Annotated in this window: 26 protein-coding genes and 2 pseudogenes; 13 read left to right on the top strand and 15 right to left on the bottom strand. The window is 52.5% G+C overall.

Translation table 11 applies throughout. The annotated features are described in order from the left end of the window. Positions 1-10 precede the first annotated feature (10 nt). The 3 genes from cbdX to QEN31_RS10520 all read left to right on the top strand — a co-directional run bounded on the left by cbdX (position 11) and on the right by QEN31_RS10520 (position 3695). On the top strand, positions 11-100 hold the full coding sequence (cbdX, locus tag QEN31_RS10530; RefSeq protein ID WP_000270301.1) for a cytochrome bd-II oxidase subunit CbdX: 90 nt from the start codon (positions 11-13) through the stop codon (positions 98-100). A 394-nt stretch (positions 101-494) separates the two neighbouring features. Continuing rightward, entirely contained in the window at positions 495-1769 is a 1275-nt protein-coding gene (locus QEN31_RS10525; RefSeq protein ID WP_001526439.1) for a Glu/Leu/Phe/Val family dehydrogenase, read from the top strand. Between the two features lie 213 nt (positions 1770-1982). After that, entirely contained in the window at positions 1983-3695 is a 1713-nt protein-coding gene (locus QEN31_RS10520) for an alpha,alpha-trehalase (RefSeq protein ID WP_000612821.1), read from the top strand. A gap of 62 nt (positions 3696-3757) precedes the next feature. Here the strand turns inward: QEN31_RS10520 and QEN31_RS10515 are convergent, their stop codons facing one another. Further along, a complete protein-coding gene (locus QEN31_RS10515; RefSeq protein ID WP_000511323.1) occupies positions 3758-4012 on the bottom strand; it encodes a GlsB/YeaQ/YmgE family stress response membrane protein in 255 nt (84 codons plus the stop codon). A gap of 168 nt (positions 4013-4180) precedes the next feature. Here QEN31_RS10515 and ycgR point away from each other — a divergent pair, with 168 nt between their 5' ends. Beyond that, on the top strand, positions 4181-4915 hold the full coding sequence (gene ycgR, locus QEN31_RS10510) for a flagellar brake protein YcgR (protein WP_000017421.1): 735 nt from the start codon (positions 4181-4183) through the stop codon (positions 4913-4915). A gap of 13 nt (positions 4916-4928) precedes the next feature. Here ycgR and emtA read toward each other — a convergent pair whose 3' ends face one another. Beyond that, a complete protein-coding gene (gene emtA / locus QEN31_RS10505) occupies positions 4929-5540 on the bottom strand; it encodes a membrane-bound lytic murein transglycosylase EmtA (RefSeq protein WP_000776974.1) in 612 nt (203 codons plus the stop codon). Positions 5541-5710: 170 nt separating this feature from the next. Between emtA and ldcA the strand changes: the two genes are divergently transcribed. Together ldcA and QEN31_RS10495 are read left to right on the top strand one after the other, a co-directional pair. Beyond that, on the top strand, positions 5711-6625 hold the full coding sequence (gene ldcA / locus QEN31_RS10500) for a muramoyltetrapeptide carboxypeptidase (RefSeq protein WP_000051601.1): 915 nt from the start codon (positions 5711-5713) through the stop codon (positions 6623-6625). Positions 6626-6721: 96 nt separating this feature from the next. Then, a pseudogene (locus tag QEN31_RS10495) lies at positions 6722-8389 on the top strand (potassium/proton antiporter); the annotation flags it as partial. Positions 8390-8392: 3 nt separating this feature from the next. Here the strand turns inward: QEN31_RS10495 and QEN31_RS25400 are convergent. The 3 genes and pseudogenes from QEN31_RS25400 to QEN31_RS10485 all read right to left on the bottom strand — a co-directional run. After that, positions 8393-8485 (bottom strand): annotated as a pseudogene (locus QEN31_RS25400) (hypothetical protein); the annotation flags it as partial. Positions 8486-8517: 32 nt separating this feature from the next. Next, entirely contained in the window at positions 8518-9588 is a 1071-nt protein-coding gene (gene dadX / locus QEN31_RS10490) for a catabolic alanine racemase DadX (protein WP_000197903.1), read from the bottom strand. A 13-nt stretch (positions 9589-9601) separates the two neighbouring features. Then, on the bottom strand, positions 9602-10900 hold the full coding sequence (locus QEN31_RS10485) for a D-amino acid dehydrogenase (RefSeq protein ID WP_001266937.1): 1299 nt from the start codon (positions 10898-10900) through the stop codon (positions 9602-9604). 322 nt (positions 10901-11222) lie between these two features. On the opposite strand from QEN31_RS10485, the gene QEN31_RS10480 reads away from it, so the two are divergent. Then, positions 11223-12755 carry a SpoVR family protein gene (locus QEN31_RS10480; RefSeq protein WP_001240769.1) on the top strand — a complete coding sequence of 511 codons (1533 nt, stop codon included), beginning with the start codon at positions 11223-11225 and terminating at the stop codon, positions 12753-12755. A 46-nt stretch (positions 12756-12801) separates the two neighbouring features. Here QEN31_RS10480 and fadR read toward each other — a convergent pair whose 3' ends face one another. Further along, on the bottom strand, positions 12802-13521 hold the full coding sequence (gene fadR / locus QEN31_RS10475) for a fatty acid metabolism transcriptional regulator FadR (protein ID WP_000234826.1): 720 nt from the start codon (positions 13519-13521) through the stop codon (positions 12802-12804). Between the two features lie 219 nt (positions 13522-13740). Between fadR and nhaB the strand changes: the two genes are divergently transcribed. The 3 genes from nhaB (at position 13741) to QEN31_RS10460 (ending at position 16407) form a co-directional block, all read left to right on the top strand. Beyond that, positions 13741-15285 carry a Na(+)/H(+) antiporter NhaB gene (gene nhaB, locus QEN31_RS10470; RefSeq protein ID WP_000406435.1) on the top strand — a complete coding sequence of 515 codons (1545 nt, stop codon included), beginning with the start codon at positions 13741-13743 and terminating at the stop codon, positions 15283-15285. Between the two features lie 141 nt (positions 15286-15426). Then, positions 15427-15957 (top strand): disulfide bond formation protein DsbB, encoded by a 531-nt coding sequence (gene dsbB / locus QEN31_RS10465; protein ID WP_000943475.1) that lies wholly within the window; start codon positions 15427-15429, stop codon positions 15955-15957. A 108-nt stretch (positions 15958-16065) separates the two neighbouring features. Further along, positions 16066-16407 carry a DUF1971 domain-containing protein gene (locus QEN31_RS10460; protein WP_000018967.1) on the top strand — a complete coding sequence of 114 codons (342 nt, stop codon included), beginning with the start codon at positions 16066-16068 and terminating at the stop codon, positions 16405-16407. Positions 16408-16478: 71 nt separating this feature from the next. Here the strand turns inward: QEN31_RS10460 and QEN31_RS10455 are convergent, their stop codons facing one another. The 5 genes from QEN31_RS10455 to QEN31_RS10435 form a co-directional block, all read right to left on the bottom strand. Further along, the gene (locus tag QEN31_RS10455; protein ID WP_001083582.1) at positions 16479-16652 is read right to left on the bottom strand and encodes a GnsA/GnsB family addiction module toxin; all 174 of its coding nucleotides are present in this window, start codon (positions 16650-16652) and stop codon (positions 16479-16481) included. 191 nt (positions 16653-16843) lie between these two features. Next, positions 16844-16981 (bottom strand): hypothetical protein, encoded by a 138-nt coding sequence (locus QEN31_RS10450; protein WP_001519337.1) that lies wholly within the window; start codon positions 16979-16981, stop codon positions 16844-16846. A gap of 351 nt (positions 16982-17332) precedes the next feature. Beyond that, on the bottom strand, positions 17333-17779 hold the full coding sequence (locus QEN31_RS10445) for a YcgN family cysteine cluster protein (protein WP_001285703.1): 447 nt from the start codon (positions 17777-17779) through the stop codon (positions 17333-17335). Between the two features lie 92 nt (positions 17780-17871). Continuing rightward, on the bottom strand, positions 17872-18531 hold the full coding sequence (locus QEN31_RS10440) for a fumarylacetoacetate hydrolase family protein (protein WP_001519895.1): 660 nt from the start codon (positions 18529-18531) through the stop codon (positions 17872-17874). Positions 18532-18580: 49 nt separating this feature from the next. Next, the gene (locus QEN31_RS10435) at positions 18581-18874 is read right to left on the bottom strand and encodes a YcgL domain-containing protein (protein WP_001525604.1); all 294 of its coding nucleotides are present in this window, start codon (positions 18872-18874) and stop codon (positions 18581-18583) included. A gap of 125 nt (positions 18875-18999) precedes the next feature. Here QEN31_RS10435 and minC point away from each other — a divergent pair, with 125 nt between their 5' ends. From minC to minE, 3 genes are read left to right on the top strand one after another with little or no spacing between them, the layout of a single operon-like run. After that, complete coding sequence (gene minC / locus QEN31_RS10430; RefSeq protein WP_000072527.1) at positions 19000-19707, top strand: septum site-determining protein MinC; 708 nt, start codon at positions 19000-19002, stop codon at positions 19705-19707. 23 nt (positions 19708-19730) lie between these two features. Next, positions 19731-20543: a septum site-determining protein MinD gene (gene minD, locus QEN31_RS10425; protein WP_000101047.1), complete on the top strand. Its 813-nt coding sequence runs from the start codon at positions 19731-19733 to the stop codon at positions 20541-20543. 3 nt (positions 20544-20546) lie between these two features. Further along, complete coding sequence (gene minE, locus QEN31_RS10420; protein WP_001185666.1) at positions 20547-20813, top strand: cell division topological specificity factor MinE; 267 nt, start codon at positions 20547-20549, stop codon at positions 20811-20813. Between the two features lie 121 nt (positions 20814-20934). On the opposite strand, the gene rnd is transcribed toward minE, so the two are convergent. The 4 genes from rnd to tsaB form a co-directional block, all read right to left on the bottom strand. Continuing rightward, positions 20935-22062: a ribonuclease D gene (gene rnd / locus QEN31_RS10415; protein WP_001109130.1), complete on the bottom strand. Its 1128-nt coding sequence runs from the start codon at positions 22060-22062 to the stop codon at positions 20935-20937. Positions 22063-22134: 72 nt separating this feature from the next. Further along, positions 22135-23820: a long-chain-fatty-acid--CoA ligase FadD gene (gene fadD / locus QEN31_RS10410; protein ID WP_000758418.1), complete on the bottom strand. Its 1686-nt coding sequence runs from the start codon at positions 23818-23820 to the stop codon at positions 22135-22137. Positions 23821-24024: 204 nt separating this feature from the next. Further along, a complete protein-coding gene (locus QEN31_RS10405; RefSeq protein WP_000290594.1) occupies positions 24025-24606 on the bottom strand; it encodes a Slp family lipoprotein in 582 nt (193 codons plus the stop codon). Between the two features lie 71 nt (positions 24607-24677). Further along, positions 24678-25373 carry a tRNA (adenosine(37)-N6)-threonylcarbamoyltransferase complex dimerization subunit type 1 TsaB gene (gene tsaB, locus QEN31_RS10400; RefSeq protein WP_001221014.1) on the bottom strand — a complete coding sequence of 232 codons (696 nt, stop codon included), beginning with the start codon at positions 25371-25373 and terminating at the stop codon, positions 24678-24680. Positions 25374-25421 lie beyond the last annotated feature (48 nt).

Genomic DNA, 25421 nt, shown 5'->3' with positions numbered 1-25421 from the left:
AGCGGGAGCGATGTGGTATTTACTGTGGTTTGTCGGCATTCTGCTGATGTGCTCACTGTCGACACTGGCGCTGGTATGGCTTGAGTCGCGTCAACAATAAAGAGGTAAACCGGGGTCAGCGCCGTCTGACTCCGGTTATTTTTATCTTTTTACGCGCCTGGTGAAGACGTTTCCCCGCCGACAGGACGACATAACATTGATACATGTCGTTATCATAACGTTTACTTTTAGAGGTGCGTCATAATTATGACAAATAGCCACCTTGCACATATTTCGCATATTTAAGCAATTAATTGCATAATTAGCAATATATCACCTCTTATAGCGGATAGTTAACCACTTCCCATCCAAAATCATAACGAAAATCCAACTGCCTGCCATTTTTGATCTGAGTTAATTGTTTAAAAAAGTGTTAAATTTATCGCTGCATGGTGTGATCTACTATGTACCACGGTCAATTAAAGAACATATTACTTTTATCACTAAGGTTTATCATGGATAAGTTATCTTACGCTTCAGATAGCAGCACATCTGCCTGGAATACCTACCTGCAACAAATCGAGCGTGTGGCCCCTTATCTGGGCGAGTTATCCCCCTGGGTGGATACTCTGCGCCACCCAAAACGCGCTCTGATCGTCGATATTCCGGTACAAATGGATGATGGCACTATTCGTCATTTCGAAGGATATCGCGTGCAGCACAACCTCTCCCGAGGTCCGGGTAAAGGCGGTGTTCGCTACCATCCTGACGTTGATCTCAATGAAGTGATGGCCCTGTCAGCATGGATGACCATCAAATGTGCCGCGCTGAACCTGCCATACGGCGGCGCTAAAGGCGGTATCCGCGTCGATCCGTTCTCGCTGTCGGAAGGTGAACTGGAGCGTTTGACCCGCCGCTATACCAGCGAGATCGGCATTATCATCGGGCCGCAGAAAGATATTCCTGCGCCGGATGTCGGCACCAACGGTAAAGTGATGGCCTGGATGATGGATACGTATTCCATGAATCATGGCACGACGGTCACTGGCGTCGTCACCGGTAAGCCTATCCATCTTGGCGGTTCGCTGGGCCGTGAAAAAGCGACGGGGCGCGGCGTTTTCGTCAGCGGGCTGGAAGCCGCACGTCGGGCGAATATTGCTGTTGAAGGCGCTCGCGTTGCGGTTCAGGGTTTCGGTAACGTCGGCAGCGAAGCCGCGCGTCTGTTTGCAGGCGCTGGCGCCCGTGTCGTGGCGATTCAGGATCATACCGCGACCCTGTTTAACGCCACCGGTATTGACATGAAGGCGCTCACGGCATGGCAGACAGAACACAAACAGATAGCCGGTTTCCCGGGCGCGGAAACTATCGCCAGCGATGCGTTCTGGCGTCTGGAGATGGATATTCTGATCCCGGCGGCGCTTGAAGGTCAGATAACTCGTCAGCGCGCGGAAGCCCTGACGTGTAAGCTGGTGCTGGAAGGGGCTAACGGCCCAACCTATCCGGATGCTGATGATGTTCTGGCCAGCCGTGGTATCCTTGTGGTGCCTGACGTGGTCTGTAACGCAGGCGGCGTAACCGTCAGCTACTTCGAATGGGTACAAGATATGGCCAGCTTCTTCTGGAGCGAAGAAGAGATCAATGCGCGCATGGACAAAATCATGACCGACGCGATTGTCCATGTCTGGGAGAAAGCGGCTGAGAAATCCTGCTCTCTGCGCACCGCAGCCTATATTGTCGCCTGTGAGCGCATTCTGCTGGCCCGTAAAGATCGCGGTATCTATCCAGGTTAAGGCGACAAATCATTGCGCTAAAATCCACGTCCCGGCGTGGATTTTTTGTCTGTATACCCCGTTTTCCACGCGCGCGCCGATAAATTCTGTCTCAATAAAATGTCTGTTTGTTCGCAAAATAGCGGTTCAATCACGCGTATCTGGTCATCGTAGACTAAGGTTTTGTCATGGTAAATGCCGTTGGCTTTGGCTCACCGCTAAGGAGATAACTTGATGATACCCCCAGAGATTCGCCGTTCTGTTCTACTGCAGAAAGCCATAAAACTGGCGCTGGCAGGGACGCTGCTGACGTTTGCATCGTTTTCGGCGACTGCCGCAGACCCGTCTTCCGACACTGAAACTCCGCAGCCGCCGGATATTTTGCTTGGCCCGCTCTTTAATGATGTCCAGAATGCAAAACTCTTCCCCGATCAGAAAACCTTTGCTGACGCCATACCTAATAGCGATCCGCTCATGATTCTTGCGGATTATCGTATGCAGCGGAACCAGTCCGGCTTCGATTTACGTCATTTTGTTGATGTTAACTTCACCCTGCCGAAAGCGGGTGAAAAATATGTCCCGCCTGCCGGGCAGTCATTGCGTGAACATATTGATGGCCTGTGGCCGGTGCTGACACGTTCAACTAAAAACGTCGAAAAGTGGGACTCGCTCTTGCCGTTGCCTGAATCCTATGTCGTGCCGGGTGGTCGATTCAGAGAGATTTACTACTGGGACAGCTACTTTACGATGCTGGGGCTGGCGGAAAGCGGGCACTGGGATAAGGTGGCGGATATGGTGGCGAACTTTGGTTACGAAATTGACGCCTGGGGGCATATTCCTAACGGCAACCGTACCTACTACCTGAGTCGTTCGCAGCCGCCTTTCTTTGCGTTTATGGTTGAGTTACTGGCGCAACATGAAGGTGACGATGCGCTGAAAGAATACCTGCCGCAACTGCAAAAAGAGTACGCCTACTGGATGGAGGGCGTTGAGACATTGCAGCCAGGGCAACAAAACCAACGCGTCGTCAAACTGGAAGACGGCAGCGTTCTCAACCGCTACTGGGACGATCGGGATACGCCCCGCCCTGAATCCTGGGTTGAAGATATCGCTACCGCCAAAAGCAACCCCAACCGCCCGGCAACGGAGATCTATCGAGACCTCCGTTCTGCTGCCGCCTCCGGCTGGGATTTCAGCTCCCGCTGGATGGATAATCCGCAGCAGCTCAGTACCATTCGTACCACCACTATTGCCCCTGTCGATCTTAACGCTCTGCTGTATCAACTGGAGAAAACCCTCGCCCGCGCCAGCGCTGCGGCGGGCGATCGGGCCAAAGCCTCGCACTATGACGCGCTGGCCAACGCGCGGCAAAAAGCCATTGAAATGCATCTGTGGAATAACAAAGAGGGTTGGTATGCCGACTACGATCTGAAGAACAATAAAATCCGTGACCAACTCACCGCTGCCGCGCTGTTCCCGCTCTATGTAAACGCCGCCGCGAAAGATCGCGCCGCGAAAGTGGCGGCGGCGGCCCAGGCGCATCTGCTACAGCCTGGCGGGCTGGCTACCACCTCGGTTAAAAGCGGACAGCAATGGGATGCGCCAAACGGCTGGGCGCCGTTACAATGGGTCGCTGCCGAAGGATTGCAAAATTATGGGCAGGATGACGTGGCAATGGAAGTCACCTGGCGCTTTTTAACCAATGTGCAGCACACCTACGATCGCGAGAAAAAACTGGTCGAAAAATATGATGTCAGCAGCACCGGAACCGGCGGTGGCGGCGGCGAATATCCACTTCAGGACGGCTTTGGCTGGACCAACGGCGTGACGCTGAAAATGCTCGATCTGATTTGTCCGCAGGAAAAACCGTGCGATAGCGTACCGTCTACTCGTCCGGCATCGTTAAGCGCAACGCCGACAAAAACGCCGTCTGCAGCGACGCAGTAACGCGTGTTTATAGTAGGTTGACCCGGTGCTGACCGGGTCAACGCTTACACGTTCTGCAGCGGTTAGCCGCGTCGCAGAAGGCGGAAAATCACCAGCACCACGATCGCGCCCACCACGGCGACCAGGAAACTGTGCAGATTAAAGCCGCTGATACTGCCGCCAATACCAAACATCGTCGCCAGCCATCCGCCAACGACCGCCCCGACGATACCGAGAATACAGGTCAGGATAAATCCCCCGCCATCGCGCCCCGGCATAAGCAATTTGGCGATAACGCCGGCAATCAAACCAAAAACAATCCAGGCGATAATTCCCATTTGCGAACCCTCTTTCCAGTAAAAACGTTTTAAGTATAGGCAAAGTCGAGCGTCGCATTTCTGAACACTGATTTATCTCGCGGACATAAAAATTTATTTATCGCTATTAAGTTCTTTCTACCGATGCCGATAACCCAACGATAGTCTGCGTATCAGGGGTTATTTCGTGTGAGTGGTTACAATGAGCAGTTCCTGAAAAAAAATCCATTAGCGATATTAGGCGTGCTACGGGATTTAAATAAAAATCAGGTTCCACTGCGTATTTCATGGGCGCATGGTCAATTCATCAGTAAAATTTTGGCGGTAGACCCGGAAAAACTCATCGTGGATTACGGCAGCCAGGAATACGAAAATAGCGCCGTATTACGTGCCGGGCAGGTAGCCATTATCGCAGAAACGCAGGGCGCAAAAGTCGAGTTCACGTTGCCGCAACTCGTTACAGGCGAATATCAGCGGCTGCCGGCCTTTATCACGCCCCTGCCGTCGTCACTGTGGTTTGTCCAGCGCCGGGAGTATTTTCGCATTGGCGCGCCGCTGTATCCGCCTTATTACGGCGTCACCACGCTACCGGACACCCGTACGTTACGTTTTCGCCTGTTTGATCTTTCCCTGGGCGGCATGGGCGCGCTACTGGAATCCGCCATCCCCGACGGACTAATCGAAGGCGCACGCTTTTCGCAGGTTGAACTGAACATGGGGCAATGGGGGATTTTTCACGTTGACGCCCAGCTTATCTCCATCAGCGAGCGTAAGGTGATTGATGGGAAAAATGAAACGATCACCACTCCCCGCCTGAGCTTTCGTTTCCTTAACGTTAGCCCGGCGGTGGAGCGGGAGTTGCAGCGGATTATTTTTTCGCTTGAGCGCGAGGCCCGAGAAAGAGCGAATAAAGTGCGAGAATAATCTTCACGCTAAACTACATGGCGTCCAGCGCCTGCTGAAGCTTCCAGATATAGCGCGGCGCCTGCGGCGCGGGATGATTATCAACAACATGTTCAAAAAACTCGTCCGCATCCAGATCGTTAATTTTTTCTATCGCCTTCTTCCTGTCGGATGAAAAAGTACGCAATAACGCGCCTGCGCCGTTAGCATAAGAGACGACCAGCGCATATTGCATCACCTGCGGATCTTTGATGCCGGCCAGCGGCCCATTTTCCAGAATGCTCAGATACGCCGCGCCCATTGAGATGTTACGCTCAGGGTTTTTCAGCTCGCTGGTGGTCGGTTCGCCACGCCAGCCCATACGACGGTAAACGTCGCGCCCGGAGGTCGACGCCTTTAACTGCATCAGGCCAATCGCATTAGATTTACTGACCGCGTTAGGGTTGCCGCCGGATTCAATGGCGATAATCGCGGTGATTAAATGCGGATCAACCCCCCATGCCGCCCCGGCTTTTTCACTGATGGGCATCCACTGCATCGCACGCTTTACAGGCACTTCGGCATTCCACGGCGGATTCCTGTAATCCTGTTTTGAGCTACAGCCAGCCAGTATTACTACCAAAAAAGCAAACCATCTTAATTTCACGTCATCTATCCTTATAGCCGTAACTTATCTGCCGAAGAGGTCATACCGCCCCGGCCAGGCACTTAGGTTGCCTCCCTGGTGCGCATCCAGAAACGTCGCACAACGAGGGACATCGCCTAATATATGCGGCATGATATACATTTGCATTCTATTGTCAGCAAGGAATTACCATGTCTCTGTTTCATTTAATCGCCCCGTCGGGCTACTGTATTAACCAACAGGCCGCGTTACGCGGCGTTCAGCGCCTGACTGACGCGGGTCATCAGGTGGAGAATGACGAGGTGATTCGTCGCCGCTTTCAGCGTTTTGCCGGTACGGACGCGGAACGGCTGGCCGATGTTAATTCGCTGGCCTCGCTAACGTCGCCGGATACAATCGTCATGCCGGTTCGCGGCGGCTATGGCGCCAGCCGCTTGTTGGATCGTATCGACTGGCAGGCGCTCGCCTCCCGGCAACAGCGCGATCCCTTACTGATTTGCGGTCATAGCGATTTTACGGCGATTCAGGCTGGACTCCTGGCGCAGGCCAATGTCATCACCTTTAGCGGTCCTATGCTGGCGGCAAATTTTGGCGCCGAAACGCTGAATACGTTCACCGAGCAACATTTCTGGCTGGCGCTACGCAAGGCGCAATTTACCGTAGAGTGGCAAGGCGACGGCCCTCAGTGCGACGCACAGGGCACCTTATGGGGCGGAAATCTGGCGATGTTGATTTCCCTTATCGGTACGCCCTGGATGCCGACTATCGATAAAGGAATTTTAGTGCTGGAAGATGTCAATGAGCATCCTTTCCGGGTGGAGCGTATGCTTTTGCAACTGGAGTACGCCGGAATTTTAAACCGCCAGAGCGCCATCGTTCTCGGCAGCTTTAGCGGCGCGGCGCCCAACGAGTATGACGCCGGTTATTCTCTGGAGAGCGTCTACGCGTTTTTACGTTCCCGTCTGTCCGTTCCGCTGATTACCGGTCTCGACTTCGGGCATGAACAACGTACGGTAACGCTCCCTATCGGGGCAAACGCGATGCTTAAAAATACGCGCCAGGGGACTCAACTCACTTTATCTGGCCATCCTACGCTGCAATTGTAAAAAAAGTCCCCGACAGGCTAAGTAAAACGCTGCCCTGGCCGTTATTATGTTAATGTTAAATAATACGAAGTCGTGTGAGTCAGGAGATATAAAACGTTGGATGCTGCAACAATTATTAGTCTATTTATTTTAGGTTCCATCCTTGTAACCAGCAGTATCCTGTTAAGTTCATTCTCATCGCGACTGGGTATCCCGATTCTGGTCATTTTCCTCGCCATCGGGATGTTAGCGGGTGTGGATGGCATTGGCGGTATTCCTTTCGATAATTATCCTTTCGCTTATATGGTCAGTAACCTGGCGCTGGCGATTATTTTACTCGATGGCGGAATGCGCACCCAGGCCAGCTCTTTCCGGGTAGCGCTGGGCCCCGCGCTGTCGCTGGCGACGCTCGGCGTACTGATCACGTCGGGGTTAACAGGTATGATGGCCGCCTGGCTGTTTCATCTGGATCTTATCGAAGGTCTGCTTATCGGCGCGATAGTCGGTTCCACTGACGCCGCAGCGGTCTTTTCTCTGCTTGGCGGCAAAGGGCTAAACGAACGTGTAGGCTCCACGCTGGAGATCGAATCGGGAAGTAACGACCCGATGGCCGTTTTTCTGACCATTACATTAATTGAGATGATCCAGAAGCATGAAACCGGCCTGGACTGGATGTTTGCCGTCCATATTATCCAACAGTTCGGTCTCGGTATTGTTTTTGGCCTGGGCGGCGGTTACCTGCTACAGCAGATGATCAACCGTATTTCTCTGCCCAGCGGCCTGTATCCGATGCTGGCGCTCAGCGGCGGTATTCTGATTTTTGCTTTGACGACCGCGCTTGAAGGCAGCGGCATTCTCGCGGTCTATCTGTGCGGATTCCTGTTAGGAAACCGCCCGATTCGCAACCGTTACGGCATCCTGCAAAACTTTGACGGACTAGCCTGGCTGGCGCAGATCGCGATGTTCCTGGTTCTGGGGCTGCTGGTGACGCCTTCCGATCTGTGGCCGATTGCCGTCCCTGCGCTTATTCTCTCCATCTGGATGATTTTCTTCGCCCGCCCACTGTCGGTGTTTACCGGCCTGCTGCCATTTCGCGGCTTCAATCTTCGGGAGCGCATTTTCATCAGTTGGGTCGGACTGCGCGGTGCGGTGCCGATTATTCTCGCCGTTTTCCCGATGATGGCCGGGCTTGAAAACGCTCGCCTGTTCTTTAATGTCGCTTTCTTTGTGGTACTGGTGTCGCTGCTCCTGCAGGGAACATCGCTGTCATGGGCGGCGAAGAGAGCCAAAGTGGTCGTGCCTCCGGTTGGCTGGCCAGTATCGCGCGTGGGGCTTGACATCCATCCTGATAATCCGTGGGAGCAATTCATTTATCAGTTGAGCGCCGACAAATGGTGCGTCGGCGCGGCGTTGCGCGACCTGCATATGCCGAACGAAACCCGCATTGCCGCGCTATTTCGCAATAATGAACTGTTTCACCCCACGGGTAGCACTCGCCTGCAGGAAGGCGACGTACTCTGCGTGATTGGCCGGGAGCGCGATCTGCCAGCGCTGGGCAAATTGTTTAGCCAGTCGCCGCCGGTTTCGTTAGATCAGCGTTTCTTTGGCGATTTTATCCTCGAAGCGAATGCGAAATTCGCCGACGTGGCGCTTATCTACGGTCTGGAAGAAGGAACGGAATACCGGGATAAACAACAAACTCTGGGTGAAATCATACAGCAGCTGCTGGGCGCTGCGCCGGTCGTCGGCGATCAGGTGGAGTTTGGCGGCATGATTTGGACGGTAGCTGAAAAAGAAGATAACGTGGTACGCAAGATTGGGGTACGCGTCGCCGAAGACGAAGCAGAATAAGGTCGCCTGGCAACGTCGACCCGCCCCCAAGTGGACCGGTCGACGCCTTAGCCTGAATTAGGTTACGTTGTCACAAACGGCACACGCGGCGCTACGGCGCACAGTAGCTCATAGCCCAGCGTGCCTGCCGCAGAAGCGACATCATCGACCTTAATTTCTTTGCCCCATAATTCAACCGGCGTGCCGATTCCCGCCTGCGGACACGGCGTCAAATCCACCGCCAGCATATCCATTGAAACGGTGCCTACTGTTCTGGTACGGATACCGTCCACCAGCACAGGCGTCCCGGTCGGCGCATGGCGTGGATAGCCATCGGCATAACCCGCCGCGACGATGCCAATGCGTTGTTCCTGAGTCACAGAATACCCTCCGCCATAGCCTACCCTTTCACCCGCGCTCAGCGTCTGCACGCCAATAATTTCGCTACTCAGCGTCATCACAGGTTTTAGTCCGGTATCGGCAATATCCCGCCACTGTCCTGACGGCGACGCGCCGTACAAAATAATGCCCGGCCTGACCCAGTCATAATGCGCCTGGGGATGCCACAGCGTCGCTGCCGAATTTGATAACGAGTATGCACACTGAAGACCTTCCGTCGCCAGCGCAATACGCCTCATCGCCTCCCCGATACCTTCCGGATGATCGGCCTGAGCAAAATGTGACATCAGGGTCATTTCACCGACATTGCGCATTGCCCGCAATTGCTGCCAGACGGTCTGCGCCCGCTCAGGCTGAAAACCGAGTCGGTTCATGCCGCTGTTGACTTTGACATAGATATCCAGCGGCGCGTTAAGCCGCGCATTTTGCAGCGCTTTCAACTGCCAGTTACTGTGGATGCAGGTGGTCAGCCGATAAGTGTCATACGCCTCCAGGTCTTGCGCATGGAAAAACCCCTCCAGCATCAATATCGGCCCTTTCCACCCGCGCTCACGCAGGGTAATCGCCTCTTCAAGGTTGAGCATAGCGAAACCATCTGTGGCGCCCAGCGCGCTCCAGACGCGTTCAATACCGTGGCCGTAGGCGTTGGCTTTCACTACCGACCAGACGCGCGCCTCTGGGGCCGCCCGGCGCACAATAGCCAAATTTTGTTTCATTACCTGTAAATCAAGGCTGGCCTGTATAGGGCGGGTCATTTCACTTCCTTTATCAGTTATGCGCGCTATGCAAACGTTGCGGGGGGGTGGGCGTAAAATCGGAACGGTATCGCGCCACGCTCAGATCGTCGTAGGGTATCGCTGGCGTGCGACCCGACAAGATATCGCTTAACAACTGGCCTGAACCGCAGGCCATCGTCCAGCCTAAGGTGCCGTGTCCAGTATTAAGCCACAGATTTTTATAACGGGTGCGTCCTACTACCGGCGTGCCGTCCGGCGTCATGGGGCGCAGGCCGGTCCAGAATGTGGCCTGCTCAATATGACCGCCGCGCGGAAAGAGATCGCGCACAACCATCTCCAGCGTCTCGCGGCGCGGTTGCAGTAAGTCGGTATTAAAGCCCACGATTTCCGCCATTCCCCCCACGCGAATACGCTTATCAAAACGCGTAATAGCGATTTTGTAGGTTTCATCAAGAATCGTCGATACTGGCGCGCCGTCTGGCTCGACGATTGGGATGGTTAATGAATAGCCTTTCAGCGGATACACCGGGATATCAACAATGCCTTTAAGCATCGCCGTCGAATACGATCCAAACGCCATAACATACGCATCTGCTTTAATGATCTCATCGGCGCATTTCACGCCGTAAATCTGATCATTTTCGTACAGTAATTTTTCCACGGGAGTATTAAAGCGAAAGGTTACGCCCGCCTGCTCCGCCATGCGCGCCAGACGCTGGGTAAAGAGCTGACAGTCCCCGGTTTCATCATTCGGTAAGCGCAGTCCGCCGGTTAATTTATGCGCAACCTCAGCCAGAGCGGGTTCAACTTCCGCCAGTCGGCTGGATTCCAGGAGCTGATACGGCACCCCGGCATCTTCCAGCACGGCGATATCACGGGTGGCGTTCTCATACTGTTGCGCGGTGCGGAAGAGTTGTAGCGTTCCCCCCTGGCGGCCTTCATATTCGATACCGGTCGCGGCGCGTAGCGTTTTCAGACAGTCGCGACTATATTCCGCCAGGCGCACCATGCGGCCTTTATTTTCCATATAATGCCGGGTATCGCAGTTACGCAGCATTTGCCACATCCACTTCAGTTGAAATGGAGTGCCATCCAGACGCACCGCCAGCGGCGCATGGCGCTGGAACATCCATTTTATCGCCTTCAGCGGTACGCCAGGGGCCGCCCAGGGCGCCGCATATCCCGGTGAAATTTGTCCGGCATTCGCCGCGCTGGTTTCTTGCGCCGGGCCGGATTCGCGATCGATGACGGTGACATCATGCCCCGCCTGACTCAAGTACCAGGCGCTGGTCACGCCAACTACGCCACTCCCCAGGATGACAACTCGCATAGCCACTCCGTTAATAGTAAAAGAACAATCTTCTGATTACATCTTGATAACCCAGATGAAAATATTATTCAACATATGACTTTTTTATGGTGACGTGCTTCACATATACCCTAAAGACAAGCGATCCCACTGGTTTGGGATCTCCTGCTACGCGGCATGGCTATACAGCATAAAATGATGCCAATACCCGATTTTTTGCCGTTCAATGTGGAGGAAACCGCAAAGAAAAGTTTTCACGATCAAGTCGTTTTTTAACATGGTGTTCTATGCTTGAAAGGAGGCGCTCCATACAGAGAGCGTCGCCAACAATGAGGGTGCGCGAATGGCAATGATTGATTCCATGAACAAGGACACCACACGTTTGAGCGATGGACCCGACTGGACATTTGAGCTGCTGGATGTCTATCTGGCAGAGATAGACCGCGTGGCGAAGCTCTACCAACTGGATACTTACCCGCACCAAATTGAAGTCATCACTTCCGAACAGATGATGGACGCCTACTCCAGCGTCGGGATGCCGATCAACTATCCGCACTGGTCGTTTGGCAAAAAGTTCATTGAGACGGAACGTCTGTATAAGCATGGTCAACAAGGACTGGCTTATGAAATTGTGATCAACTCTAATCCCTGCATTGCCTACCTGATGGAAGAGAACACCATCACCATGCAAGCGCTGGTCATGGCGCACGCCTGTTACGGCCACAACTCCTTTTTTAAAAATAATTATCTCTTCCGGAGCTGGACGGATGCCAGCTCTATCGTCGATTACCTGATTTTCGCCCGAAATTACATTACCCGCTGTGAAGAACGCTACGGAGTGGATGAAGTAGAAAAACTGCTCGACTCCTGCCACGCGCTGATGAATTACGGCGTCGATCGCTATAAGCGCCCGCAGAAAATCTCGTTGCAGGAAGAGAAAGCGCGACAAAAAAGCCGGGAAGAGTATCTACAAAGCCAGGTGAATATGCTGTGGCGCACGCTGCCAAAACGCGAAGAAGAAAAAACGGTCGCCGAAGCACGCCGCTTTCCCGCTGAACCGCAGGAAAACCTGCTCTATTTTATGGAGAAAAACGCCCCGTTGCTCGAGCCGTGGCAGCGCGAAATTCTGCGCATCGTGCGTAAAGTCAGCCAGTATTTTTATCCGCAGAAACAGACGCAGGTCATGAACGAGGGCTGGGCGACCTTCTGGCACTACACCATCCTGAACCATCTGTATGATGAAGGCAAAGTGACGGAACGCTTTATGCTGGAGTTTTTACACAGCCATACCAATGTCGTATTTCAGCCGCCCTATAATAGCCCCTGGTATAGCGGAATTAACCCCTATGCGCTCGGCTTTGCCATGTTCCAGGATATCAAACGTATTTGTCAGTCCCCCACGGATGAAGATAAATACTGGTTTCCGGATATTGCCGGTTCCGACTGGCTGGAAACGCTGCACTTCGCCATGCGCGATTTTAAAGATGAAAGCTTTATCAGCCAGTTCCTGTCGCCAAAAGTGATGCGTGATTTCCGTTTCTTCACGGTACTTGATGATGACAGGCATAATTATCTGGAGATCTCCGCCATTCATAACGAAGAAGGTTATCGGGAGATTCGATCAAAACTGTCGTCACAGTATAACCTGAGCAATCTGGAGCCGAATATTCAGGTCTGGAATGTGGATTTACGCGGCGACAGATCGCTGACGTTGCGTTATATCCCGCATAACCGCGCACCGCTGGATAAAGGCCGCAAAGAGGTGCTGAAACATGTGCATCGGTTATGGGGCTTTGATGTGATGCTGGAGCAACAAAATGAGGATGGCAGCGTAGAACTGCTGGAGCGTTGTCCGCCGCGCATGAACATGCTGTAATCGAGATGCTGCCCGGTAGTGTTTGCGCTTACCGGGCATCGCGGGATTATCGTCCCTGAATCGCTAAATCGCCGGGCAGATTTTTCTGCATCCGATGCCAAATCTCGCCGCTGTCATGCCCGTAACGTCGCACCGTTTCATACACCTGGTCGTGCGCGCCCTGCTCGCATAACGACGATAATTTATGATAGAAACCCAGTGCCAGACTGCGCGCTTCCGGATTGGCGAAATAGTGGCGACCAATGCGGGTGTATAACCCTTTCATGCCGTTCAGGATCAAGCCGTAAATAGGATTGCCGGAGGCGAATGCCAGACCACGAAAGATGTTATAGTCCAGATCGGCGAATGCATCGGCATGGTCGGCCACTTCGTGGGCAGTGGCCAGTACTTCCTGCGCCTTATCCGGGTGTTGACGCAACGCGGTACGAATAAAGATAGTAGAAATATTGGTACGCACCGACAACAAATTGTCGATCAGTTGCGGAACGCTTTCATGATCAAGGCGGGCCAGCGTTTCAAGGATATTCAGCCCTGACGTTTCCCAAAAATTATTAACCTTTGTCGGTTTGCCATGCTGAATGGTCAGCCAGCCATCTCGCGCCAGCCGCTGTAACACCTCGCGTAATGTCGTGCGCGTCACGCCGATCAGTTCGGAGAGTTCTCGTTCTGCCGGTAAGATCGTGCCAGGAGGAAAGCGGTTATTCCAGATACTTTCAATAATATACTCTTCCGCGAAACCCGCCGGGCTCTGCGCCTTAATGACCATAGTGAGATTTCCATTACACAGCAAAACATAGTTGCACTCATCATACCAGACGGGCGTAACACCTGATAGCGGACGCAATGAAGAAAAAGGGGATCAAGGCACCATTTCTGATATCGCCTGCCAATATCGTTAAGGACTTGCTTGCATTCGTCGCGCTCGCTACTCTCTGTGTTTAAACATAAAAACGCTATTTCATTTTTCTAGGTAAGGAAAAATTTCATGGAGATCTCATGGGGTCGCGCCATGTGGCGCAACTTTTTAGGCCAGTCGCCCGACTGGTACAAACTGGCACTACTTGTCTTTTTAATTGTTAACCCATTCATTTTCTTAGCTAATCCCTTTATTGCCGGTTGGCTGCTGGTGGCAGAGTTTATCTTCACTCTGGCGATGGCGTTAAAGTGTTACCCCCTGCTGCCCGGCGGGTTACTGGCCATTGAAGCCGTTATCATCGGTATGACCAGCGCCGCCCATGTACGTGAAGAGGTTGCCGCCAACCTGGAAGTCTTGCTGCTGCTGATGTTTATGGTGGCAGGCATCTACTTTATGAAGCAGTTATTGCTGTTTATTTTTACCCGTCTGTTACTCAGTATCCGCTCGAAGATGGTTCTGTCGCTGGCCTTTTGCGTCGCCGCCGCATTCTTGTCGGCTTTCCTTGACGCGCTTACCGTCGTTGCGGTGGTGATCAGCGTCGCCGTCGGTTTTTACGGGATTTACCATCGTGTGGCCTCATCGCGCGGCGAAGAGAACGATATGCTGGACGACAGCCATATCGATCCGCATTACAAAACGGTGCTGGAGCAATTCCGCGGATTCTTGCGTAGCCTGATGATGCATGCAGGCGTGGGGACGGCGCTGGGCGGCGTCATGACCATGGTCGGGGAGCCGCAAAACCTGATCATCGCTAAAGCGGCTGGCTGGCATTTCGGCGACTTCTTTTTGCGGATGTCGCCTGTCACCGTCCCGGTACTGGTATGTGGACTGTTAACCTGTATGCTGGTCGAGAAAATGCGCTGGTTTGGCTATGGCGAAACGTTGCCCGAAAAAGTCCGCGACGTTTTACAGCAATTCGACGATCAAAGCCGTAAGAAGCGCACCCGCCAGGATAAAATTAAACTCATAGTCCAGGCGATTATTGGCGTCTGGCTGGTTACCGCCCTCGCCCTCCATCTCGCGGAGGTGGGACTGATTGGTCTGTCGGTCATTATTCTGGCCACCGCGTTAACGGGTGTAACCGATGAACACGCCATCGGCAAAGCGTTTACCGAGTCGCTGCCGTTTACTGCGCTGTTAACCGTTTTCTTCTCCATTGTGGCGGTTATTATCGATCAACATCTTTTCGCGCCGATTATTCAGTTCGTCTTGCAAGCCTCTGAACACGCGCAGCTAACGCTGTTCTATCTCTTTAACGGCCTGTTGTCTTCCATCTCAGATAACGTCTTTGTCGGCACCATTTATATCAACGAAGCGAAGGCGGCAATGGAAAACGGCGCTATCAGCTTAAAACAGTTTGAGCTTTTAGCCGTGGCCATCAATACCGGTACTAACCTGCCATCGGTAGCGACGCCAAATGGTCAGGCGGCATTCTTATTCCTGCTGACCTCCGCGCTGGCGCCGTTAATCCGTCTCTCCTATGGCCGTATGGTCTGGATGGCGTTACCGTACACTATCGTACTGACCCTGATAGGGCTACTGTGCGTCGAATTCACTCTTGCGCCGGCCACCGAATGGATGACTCAGGCAGGATGGTTAGCAACGCTTTCGTAACGTTTGGCCGGGCAATACACCGCCCGGCTCCGATTTTTGCCTGATAATTATCCAATTACACATTATTTCATTTCCCGCTAGTGGCGCACGAATTGAATTGGTTTACACTGCGGTCTCTACGCATGTTGCAGGGAAATTATTATGTTGCGATTTTTAAACCAGTGCTCACGGGGTCGGGGCGCATGGTTACTGATGGCGTTTACCGCCCTGGCGCTGGAAATGGTGGCGCTGTGGTTCCAGCACGTCATGTTACTTAAACCTTGCGTGCTATGTATTTATGAACGTTGCGCCCTGTTTGGCGTGATGGGCGCGGGTCTGGTCGGCGCAATAGCGCCGAAAACGCCGCTGCGATACGTGGCAATGGTTATCTGGATTTACAGCGCCTGGCGGGGTCTACAACTGGCGTATGAACATACGATGATTCAGTTGCATCCCTCGCCGTTCATGACCTGTGACTTTATGGCGCGCTTTCCAGACTGGTTGCCGTTGGGTAAATGGCTGCCACAGGTGTTTGTGGCATCCGGTGATTGCGCCGAACGCCAGTGGTCGTTTTTAACGCTGGAGATGCCGCAATGGCTGTTGGGGATCTTTGCCGCTTACCTTGTGGTGGCGATAGCCGTCGTCATAGCCCAGGCATTTAAGCCTAAAAAACGCGACCTGTTCGGTCGTTGATACACACGCTCCTTCGGGAGCGTTTTTTTTGCCCGAAGCGTTGTTTGCCAGTGATTAAAAGGTGTATATTAAATACATCTTTTAATCACCACATCAGGGAGATGTCTTATGTCCCACTTACGCATCCCGGCAAACTGGAAAGTTAAACGCTCTACCCCCTTTTTCACCAAAGAGAATGTTCCGGCGGCACTGCTCTCTCATCACAACACAGCGGCAGGCGTTTTCGGACAACTCTGCGTGATGGAAGGCACCGTGACCTACTATGGCTTTGCGAATGAAACCGCGACAGAACCCGAAGTGAAAGTGGTGATTAATGCCGGGCAATTCGCCACCAGTCCGCCGCAATACTGGCATCGGGTAGAGCTGAGCGATGATGCGCGGTTCAACATTCATTTTTGGGTAGAGGAAGACCATCAGGGCGAGGAAATGTATCAACAGAAAAAAGCCTGACATCGGTAAACCAGTCACCACTGGGCGGCGTCCCGCCCAGTAGCCAGGTGATTAATGGCGCTAATTAAACGCTAGAGTAGTTTAATTTTAACGTGGTATCCCTCAAGCCCTTTCATCGTTTCTCGCGGCGCGAACTCTATTTCGGAAACCTCTTGCCCGGTTTTCTTCCGTAGTTCGGCAACCTTTTTGCTAATGAGTGCCGCGATTTCCTCTTCTGCTTTATGTGTCAACTCTTCGCTGTTCATTGATTTCCTCCTTTGAACTCGCAAACGGCTAAGCGCAATAAGACAGTGTCGTCATGGACGCGCTACTATTTTAACGTACAAAAAATTATAGGCTATCTTTCTGAGGATTATCAGGATGTTTCGCTTTAGAAGATGTAAAAAACCGCCTGGCACAGACGGTGCATCAGGCGGTTGGTTAATAGCACAAGACGCTATCTACGAGGATCTTCAACCTCATTCTGGGTATCCGGGTCGAGAGGATCGTCTCCCTCTGGTGTATCCGGAATATTTTCACCAGGAAGCGGCTCATCCTCTGGTAATGGATCGACTAAATCAGGACGTTCAGACATAAAGCCTCCAACGAACCATAGTTATTAAAGATACCCTACAGCACTACTTTTGGTTTTTCTTTGGATTTTTTCCTTCGTCTTCGGGTGTCTTATCAGGCTTCCTGGGCTGATCCTTTGAAACGCGCAACGGTTGGTTATTCATGGGGTAACTCCTCAGGATAGGCAGCGATATACTGCTTTGAAAGTATAGAGTCGCCGCCATACGTGCGCGAGCGCAGCGACAAGGCGCGTCAGGGAAGAAGAGAAGGCAGTGATAACGCCAGGTGACGGAATTTGCACGCAATTCCTGGCTTCAGGGGCCGCCCAGCGTAAATTAAAGAATTGTAAACAATCAGCCGTTTTGCCGAAGACTTATTCTGCCCACGACGGTTTATTTAAAATATGATCCTGCCAGTCCCGTACTTCAGATTCTTTAACCGCGATATGACGGACAGAAATTCGCTCGCCATGCATAGCAGCTTTCGATCCAGTCAGCAGCGGATGCCACGTCGGCAAGGGCTTACCTTCCGCCAACAAACGGTAGGCGCAGGTCATCGGCAACCATTCAAAGTCTGGCAAGTTTTCGCGAGTGAGTTTGATACAGTCGGGTTCAAATTCAAAACGGCGCTCATAATGACGGCACTGGCACGTTTTGATATTTAATTGCCTGCACGCCACGTTGGTGAAGTAGATTTCATCTGTATCTTCATCCATCAGCTTATGCAGGCAGCATTGACCGCAGCCATCGCACAGCGACTCCCACTCGGCATCGGTCATTTCATCCAGGGTTTTACGTTGCCAGAAAGGTGTATCGCTCATTAAAGTATCCGCCATTGCACTAAAGCTGCACCTTATAACCAGTCTGGCCTGCAGATGCAAGTTTTACCGCCGCTGAAGGCGGCAAGCAGATTTTACAGAACGCGGGTAGACAACGTTTCGCCATTAAAACGAATGTCCAGCTCATCGCCGCTTAATAATGGCCCCACGCCTGCCGGCGTGCCGGTTAGCACCACGTCCCCGGCTTTGAGCGTAAAATAGCGGCTCATATAGGCGATAAGGGGCACAATAGGATGAATCATATCCGCGGTCGACCCTTGCTGGCGAACCTCGCCATTAACGTTAAGTCCGATAACCGTATTTTGCGGATCGCCGCAGAAGGCCGCGACAGGGATGAAGCCTGAAATCGGACATGCGTTATCAAAACCTTTGGCTTTTTCCCAGGGCTGTCCGGCCTTTTTCATTTTCCCTTGAATATCGCGCAGGGTTAAATCAAGCGCCACGCCATAACCGGCTATCGCTTTACGTACATGATCTTCGGTCGCCTGGCGGAGCGTTGCGCCAATCAGCACAGCAAGCTCAACTTCATGATGAACAGCCCCCATATCCGCCGGAATCGCCAGCGGCTGGCGAATATCACACAATGCGGTTTCCGGCTTGATAAAAAGCACGGGTTCTTCCGGCGTCGCGCTGCCCATCTCCTTGATGTGATTTGCGTAATTACTGCCCACGCAGACCACTTTACTTACCGGGTAATCAAGCAAGGCGCCTTGCCAGTTACGATGTTGATACATATTTTCCCCTAAGATCATGATGGAATTCAGGCGCGGCGCCGAATACCGTTTAACGGTCAGCGGGCGACGTATTTTGTCCTACCGAAGAAAGATGTTGTTTCAGCAAATCTTCCGGCGGCGGCGGCAATTGTAAATAATAGCCCTGCTCGCTTAACGCCTGTTTTACTTTTTCGAGCTCGGCATTGACTAATTTTTTACGTCCATCAAGCGGCAGCATCATCGCTAACTGCGGCTGACCGAATCCTTTCATCAACGCTTCAGGCACCCGCGAAAAATCGTCTTTTTTTTCGACATACAAATAGGTTTGATCGCGCTTGCTACTTCTATAGATCACACAAAACATACTTTTACTCTGAATTAACGGGATGGTGACTTGCCTCAATATAATACTGACTATAACATGCCTTCTGGACTTCGGAATATCACTCCGTATCGGAGATGATAAATAGCAAATTGAGTAAGGCCAGGATGTCAAACACGCCAATCGAGCTTAAAGGCAGTAGCTTCACCTTATCAGTGGTTCATTTGCATGAAGCGGAACCAGAGGTTATTCGTCAGGCGTTAGAAGACAAAATAGCGCAGGCTCCTGCGTTTTTAAAACACGCCCCTGTCGTTATTAACGTTAGCGGTCTTGAAAGCCCGGTAAACTGGCCGGAACTGCATAAGATCGTGACCTCAACCGGCTTACGCATTATCGGCGTGAGCGGCTGTAAAGACGCCAGCCTGAAAGTAGAAATCGATCGGATGGGTCTTCCTTTACTGACTGAAGGTAAAGAGAAAGCGGTTCGGCCTGCGCCCGTTGAGCCGGCAACGCCCAGCGAACCGCCGCAAAACGCTAATCCCATCACAAAAACGCGATTAATTGATGTTCCGGTTCGTTCCGGTCAGCGCATTTATGCTCCACAATGTGATCTGATTGTTACAAGTCACGTCAGCGCTGGCGCAGAGCTTATCGCTGACGGCAATATCCATGTCTATGGCATGATGAGAGGTCGCGCGCTGGCAGGAGCGAGCGGCGATCGGGAAGCGCAAATTTTTTGTACCCATCTGACGGCAGAACTGGTCTCTATCGCAGGTGTTTACTGGCTGAGTGATAAAATCCCGGCAGAATTTTATGGCAAAGCGGCGCGCCTGCGTTTAGCAGACAACGCTTTGACAGTTCAACCGTTGAATTGATCCCTTTTTAACAAGGAATTTTTATGGCACGCATTATTGTTGTTACTTCGGGTAAAGGGGGCGTTGGCAAGACCACCTCCAGCGCGGCCATCGCTACAGGTTTGGCCCAGAAGGGAAAGAAAACTGTCGTCATTGATTTTGATATCGGACTGCGTAACCTCGATCTGATTATGGGGTGCGAACGTCGTGTCGTTTACGATTTTGTAAACGTCATTCAGGGCGATGCGACACTGAATCAGGCGCTGATCAAAGATAAGCGTACTGAAAATCTCTTCATTCTTCCGGCGTCGCAGACCCGGGATAAAGACGCGCTAACGCGCGAAGGCGTCGCTAAGGTACTGGACTCACTGAAAGCGATGGACTTTGAGTTCATCGTTTGCGACTCGCCGGCGGGTATCGAAACCGGGGCGCTGATGGCGCTCTATTTTGCCGATGAAGCGATCATCACGACCAACCCGGAAGTCTCTTCTGTCCGTGACTCGGACCGTATTCTGGGTATTCTGGCATCGAAATCTCGTCGCGCAGAAAATGGCGAAGAACCGATTAAAGAACATCTCCTGTTGACGCGCTACAATCCAGGCCGCGTCAATAAAGGCGACATGCTCAGCATGGAAGATGTACTGGAGATTCTGCGTATTAAACTCGTCGGTGTGATCCCGGAAGATCAATCCGTACTGCGCGCATCGAACCAGGGCGAACCGGTGATTCTTGACGCCACTGCGGATGCGGGTAAAGCCTATGCAGATACCGTAGATCGTCTGTTGGGAGAAGAACGTCCTTTCCGCTTCATTGAAGAAGAGAAGAAAGGTTTCCTCAAACGCCTGTTCGGAGGATAAATTATGGCATTACTGGATTTTTTTCTCTCGCGGAAAAAGAGTACCGCTAATATTGCAAAAGAGCGGTTGCAAATCATTGTCGCGGAACGTCGCCGTAGCGATGCCGAACCGCATTATTTACCGCAGTTACGTAAAGATATTCTTGAGGTCATTTGTAAATACGTACAAATCGATCCGGAAATGGTTACCGTCCAGCTTGAGCAAAAAGATGGTGATATCTCCATCCTTGAACTTAACGTAACGCTGCCGGAAGCCGAAGAGTCAAAATAAGCTCTTTTATGGGAAAATTCCTGGATTAAAAAAGGCAGAAGAATCTGCCTTTTTTATTTTTTTACATTATTCCGAATACGGACATTTATTTCACTGGCCGTTTTCCCGGCAATTACCGTCGTTAAAGCGGATACTCCTGCAACAGAAGAGTTAACTTCTCCTCCATCAGTTCGGCGCGCCAGCCGGAAATCAATTCCGGTTGCCCATTTTGCGGTTTTAATTTCCAGTGCCAGTTAAGCAACTGATTAATCTGCCGACGCGATGCCAGTAGCTCGCCGCTGACGTGATGCGACGCGCTCACCTCCGCCACCAGCGCTTTGATGGCTTTAAACGCTTTGCGATAGCCCGGCATGTCCATCAGATTCAACAGGGGTTCCGGCAATGCCTCTTCCGGTAGCGCCTGTGCTTTCGCCACCAGCGATATCAACGTCTTGCCATGAAAACGAATCTCGCTGCCGGAAAGCCCCAGGCTATCCAGCTCACCGAGACTGCCCGGCATATAACGCGCGACCGCCCACAGATTTTCTTCACGCACAACAAAGTTCACCGCCATATCGCGCTCACGCGCCTTACGTAGCCGCCAGTCAGCTAAAAGTTGCAGACAGGCTAACTGGCGAGTACGCAGTTGCCAGGCATTGGTGATATCCCGCCATGCTTCTTCCGGCGCCTGAATCTCCTGACGGCGCTGCTGCATCAACCGACACTCATCAAGCGCGGCAGGCAGCCATCCTGCGGCTTCAGTTTCAATCATCAGCTTTTTGGCGATCGGTAACAGATACCAGACATCCGCCGCCGCGTATTCACACTGACGTTCGCTTAAAGGCCGGGCTAACCAGTCGGTACGAGACTCGCTTTTGTCCAGCGCCACGCCCGTATACTCTTCTACCATCGACGCAAAACCCCACGACAGCGGACGCCCGCAAAACGCCGCCAGAATTTGCGTATCAATCAGGGGTTCCGGCAGTTCGCCAAACGCATTCAGAAATACTTCCAGATCTTCGCTACCCGCGTGCAGAAATTTGGTGATTCCCGTATCGCGCAACACCGCTTTTAACGGCGACCAGTCGCTGATGCCGAGCGGATCGATCAGGGCGACATTTGCCCCGTCAAATAACTGGATCAATCCTAACTGCGGGTAATAGGTGCGGGTACGGACAAATTCCGTATCTAAAGCAATAGCCGGACATGCGCGGACAGCCTCACACAGGCTCGCCAGCGCATCGTCCGTTTCAATCATTTGGTAATTCAAATCGTGTTCTCTTTGGTTCGCGCCAAAAAAAACGCCGGCTTAACCGGCGTCTCTCGTTAGCTGACTTAACGCTCAGGCTTTATTGTCTACTTTGCCACGGGCTTCGTCACGCAGTTCTCGTCGTAAAATTTTCCCAACGTTAGATTTTGGTAATTCCTCGCGAAACTCGACCTGTTTGGGCACCTTATATCCGGTCAGATGGCGACGGCAGAAGGTGATCAACGCATCGTCAGTCAATGCCGGATCTTTCTTAACCACAAAAAGCTTCACCGCTTCGCCGCTACTACCGGAAGGCACGCCAACCGCCGCGACTTCCTGCACGCCAGAATGCTGCATCACCACATCTTCAATTTCGTTTGGATAAACGTTGAAACCAGAAACCAGAATCATATCTTTCTTACGATCGACAATCCGCAGAAAGCCGTCTTCATCCATAACCGCAATATCGCCCGTATGCAGCCAGCCATCTTTAATGATTTCATCCGTCGCGTCAGGACGCTGCCAGTATCCCAGCATAACCTGCGGGCCTTTCACGCAAAGCTCTCCGGCCTCACCCGGCGCGACTTCGTTGTCATCGTCATCCACCAGTTTGGCTTCTGTTGACGGTACTGGCAGGCCGATACTGCCGCTGTGATAATCAATATCATGCGGGTTGACGCTCACCAGCGGGGCGCACTCGGTCAGCCCGTAGCCTTCCAGCAGGTATTGCCCGGTCAGCTTTACCCAACGTTCCGCAACGACGTTTTGCACCGGCATCCCGCCGCCGGCTGACAGATGCAGCGAAGAAAAATCCAGCTGTTGAAACTCTTTATTATTGAGCAGGGCGTTGAATAACGTATTAACGCCAGTCATCGCCGTAAATGGATATTTCGCCAGCTCCTTGACCAGACCGGGGATATCACGCGGATTGGTAATCAGCAGGTTTTGCCCACCCAGCTCGATAAAAAGCAGACAGTTCATGGTTAAGGCAAAAATGTGATACAGCGGCAGCGCGGTCACTACCAGCTCTTTCCCCGGGTGCAGCAGCGGCCCATAGGTCGCTTTCACCTGCTCCAGATTCGCCAGCATATTGCGGTGGGTCAACATCGCGCCTTTCGCCACGCCCGTCGTACCGCCGGTATATTGCAGGAAAGCCAGATCTTCAGCGACAACCTCGGGTTTGACATACTGCATACGGTAGCCATGCTGTAGCGCGCTGCGAAACGAGATCGCATCTGGCAAGTGGTATTTTGGCACCAGACGCTTGATGTATTTCACGACAAAGTTAACAACCGTACCTTTGGCGGTAGAAAGCTGGTCGCCCATCCGCGTCAGAATAACGTGCTGTACCGACGTTTTCTCGACTACTTTTTCCAGCGTATGGGCAAAGTTAGAAACAATAATGATTGCCGCCGCGCCGCTATCGTTAAGCTGATGCTCAAGTTCGCGCGGCGTGTACAGCGGGTTAACGTTCACCACAATCATGCCAGCGCGTAAAATACCAAATAGCGCGACAGGATACTGCAACAGGTTTGGCATCATCAGCGCCACACGGTCGCCTTTTTTGAGTCCCAGCCCTTGTTGTAAATAAGCCGCAAATGCCCGACTACGTTCTTCTAATTTACGGAAGGTCATTACCTCCCCCATATTGACGAACGCAGGCTGATCGGCATAGCGCGTCGCCGCATGTTCAAACAGTTCAACCAGGGATTGATAACGGTCAGGGTTGATCTCCGCCGGAACATCAGCAGGATAACGGTTAAGCCAAACCTTCTTCAATGCATCACCTCTAAAATGAGTGTTCGTCGTCATCACAACCCCAGTTAATAAACAAGTCGTTAACATTATATTAACTCAGCGTACCAGTTTATTAATTACGCAACTGAAAGGTTGCGAAGCGCGTCACTATTTATTTTTATTATGTCTCTATGAATGCAGAAACAGCGGACCAGCCGCTGTTTCTTTTATTGATAAAACAAAGAGTTACTCTGTTACTATCGTCTGAACCTCCGCGGGTCCAGGGTTATACCATCCCCAACCGCCATAGCCATAAGGCCAGGCGCGTCCGCCGTAAAACCACGGATCGATCGGCTGTGGAGGCATGACGACCTGCTGAACAAGATGCCAGCGTTTATAGCCGGTAGCCTGCATCAGCATAAATTTATACGGCGTATTGCCGATTTTACCGTCAACCGTGCCGGTTATCGGGCCGACAACGGTAACTAACTGGCCACGGAAGTCCACCGGGTCCAGAAAACCGTTCACATCGGCAAAAATTCTGCCGCGCGAGGCTTCGCCCAGAACAGGACGCGCGCCGCTATCAAGCGGTACGGTCGCGATTTCAAGCCGGGTTTTTCCCTGCTGATTTTGCACCGCCACAACTTTGCCGCCAAAACGCGCCTCTTGCCCGATATAGAGCTGCGGCGCATTCATCACCCGCACCAAATCCTGCTGCGGCGTCGGACTCGAACCTTTAATGGCATCCGGGATAGTCACGCAACCGCTCAGCATAAGCGCAAAAGCGCACGCCAGCGCCCCTTTTATTAACCGTTTTTGAACCGCCATGATGCGACTCCTTTTTCTCGACCTCTATTCCACCCCACAGCATAAAGTATGGGGGGTAATAGTAGTGAGAGTCATTCTTTGCCGGGAAGTTTCTTCCACGCCACTTCGTTACGCAAATAAACCGGCTCGGCATGTTCCACGGCAACGGTCTCTCCTGCCGCCAGCTTTTGACTGGCGATGGGCAACATATCTTCCGCTGCCGGGAGCGACACCTCCCCATCATGAAGCGTCAGGCCGCATTCCTTCGCCAGATCGGGCCACGCGGACCAACCCGTTCCTACGGTCGCCCACTCGCCGGAAAGCTGTTTCAACCGCTCGCCGACCCGTTCCGGTTTCAGCACCGCTTCCGTCTCTTCGCCCTGCCAGACGCCCTGCGCATCACGCTGGTATTCCGCCCAGTACACTTCGCCCATCCGCGCATCAATCGCGGCGAGTACGCGGGTCGCGCCGGTTTTACGCCATGCACCCTGCGCCATCGTGGCAAGCGTTGAAACACCGATCATCGGCAGATTTGCCCCTAACGCCAGCCCTTGCGCAATACCAATGCCGATACGCACGCCGGTAAAGCTGCCCGGACCGCGCCCAAACGCCAGCGCATCTATCTCATTGAGCGAGGCGCCGCTGGCGGCCAGAATCTCCTGCACCATGGGCAGGATACGTTGAGTGTGTTCTCGTGGACAAAGCTCAAAGTGAGCATTGATAGTACCGTTGTTCCACAGGGCGACAGAACAGGCCTCTGTGGCGGTATCGATAGCCAGAATTCGCATGAGGTTTCGTGCTTAGATCAATAAAATAGCGCGCATCTTACCATACTC

Source organism: Salmonella sp. SA15303, assembly GCF_029962125.1.
GTDB lineage: Bacteria > Pseudomonadota > Gammaproteobacteria > Enterobacterales > Enterobacteriaceae > Salmonella > Salmonella enterica.
The sequence above is the reverse complement of the archived record's forward strand: the minus strand, read 5'-3'. Positions and strand labels throughout refer to the sequence as shown.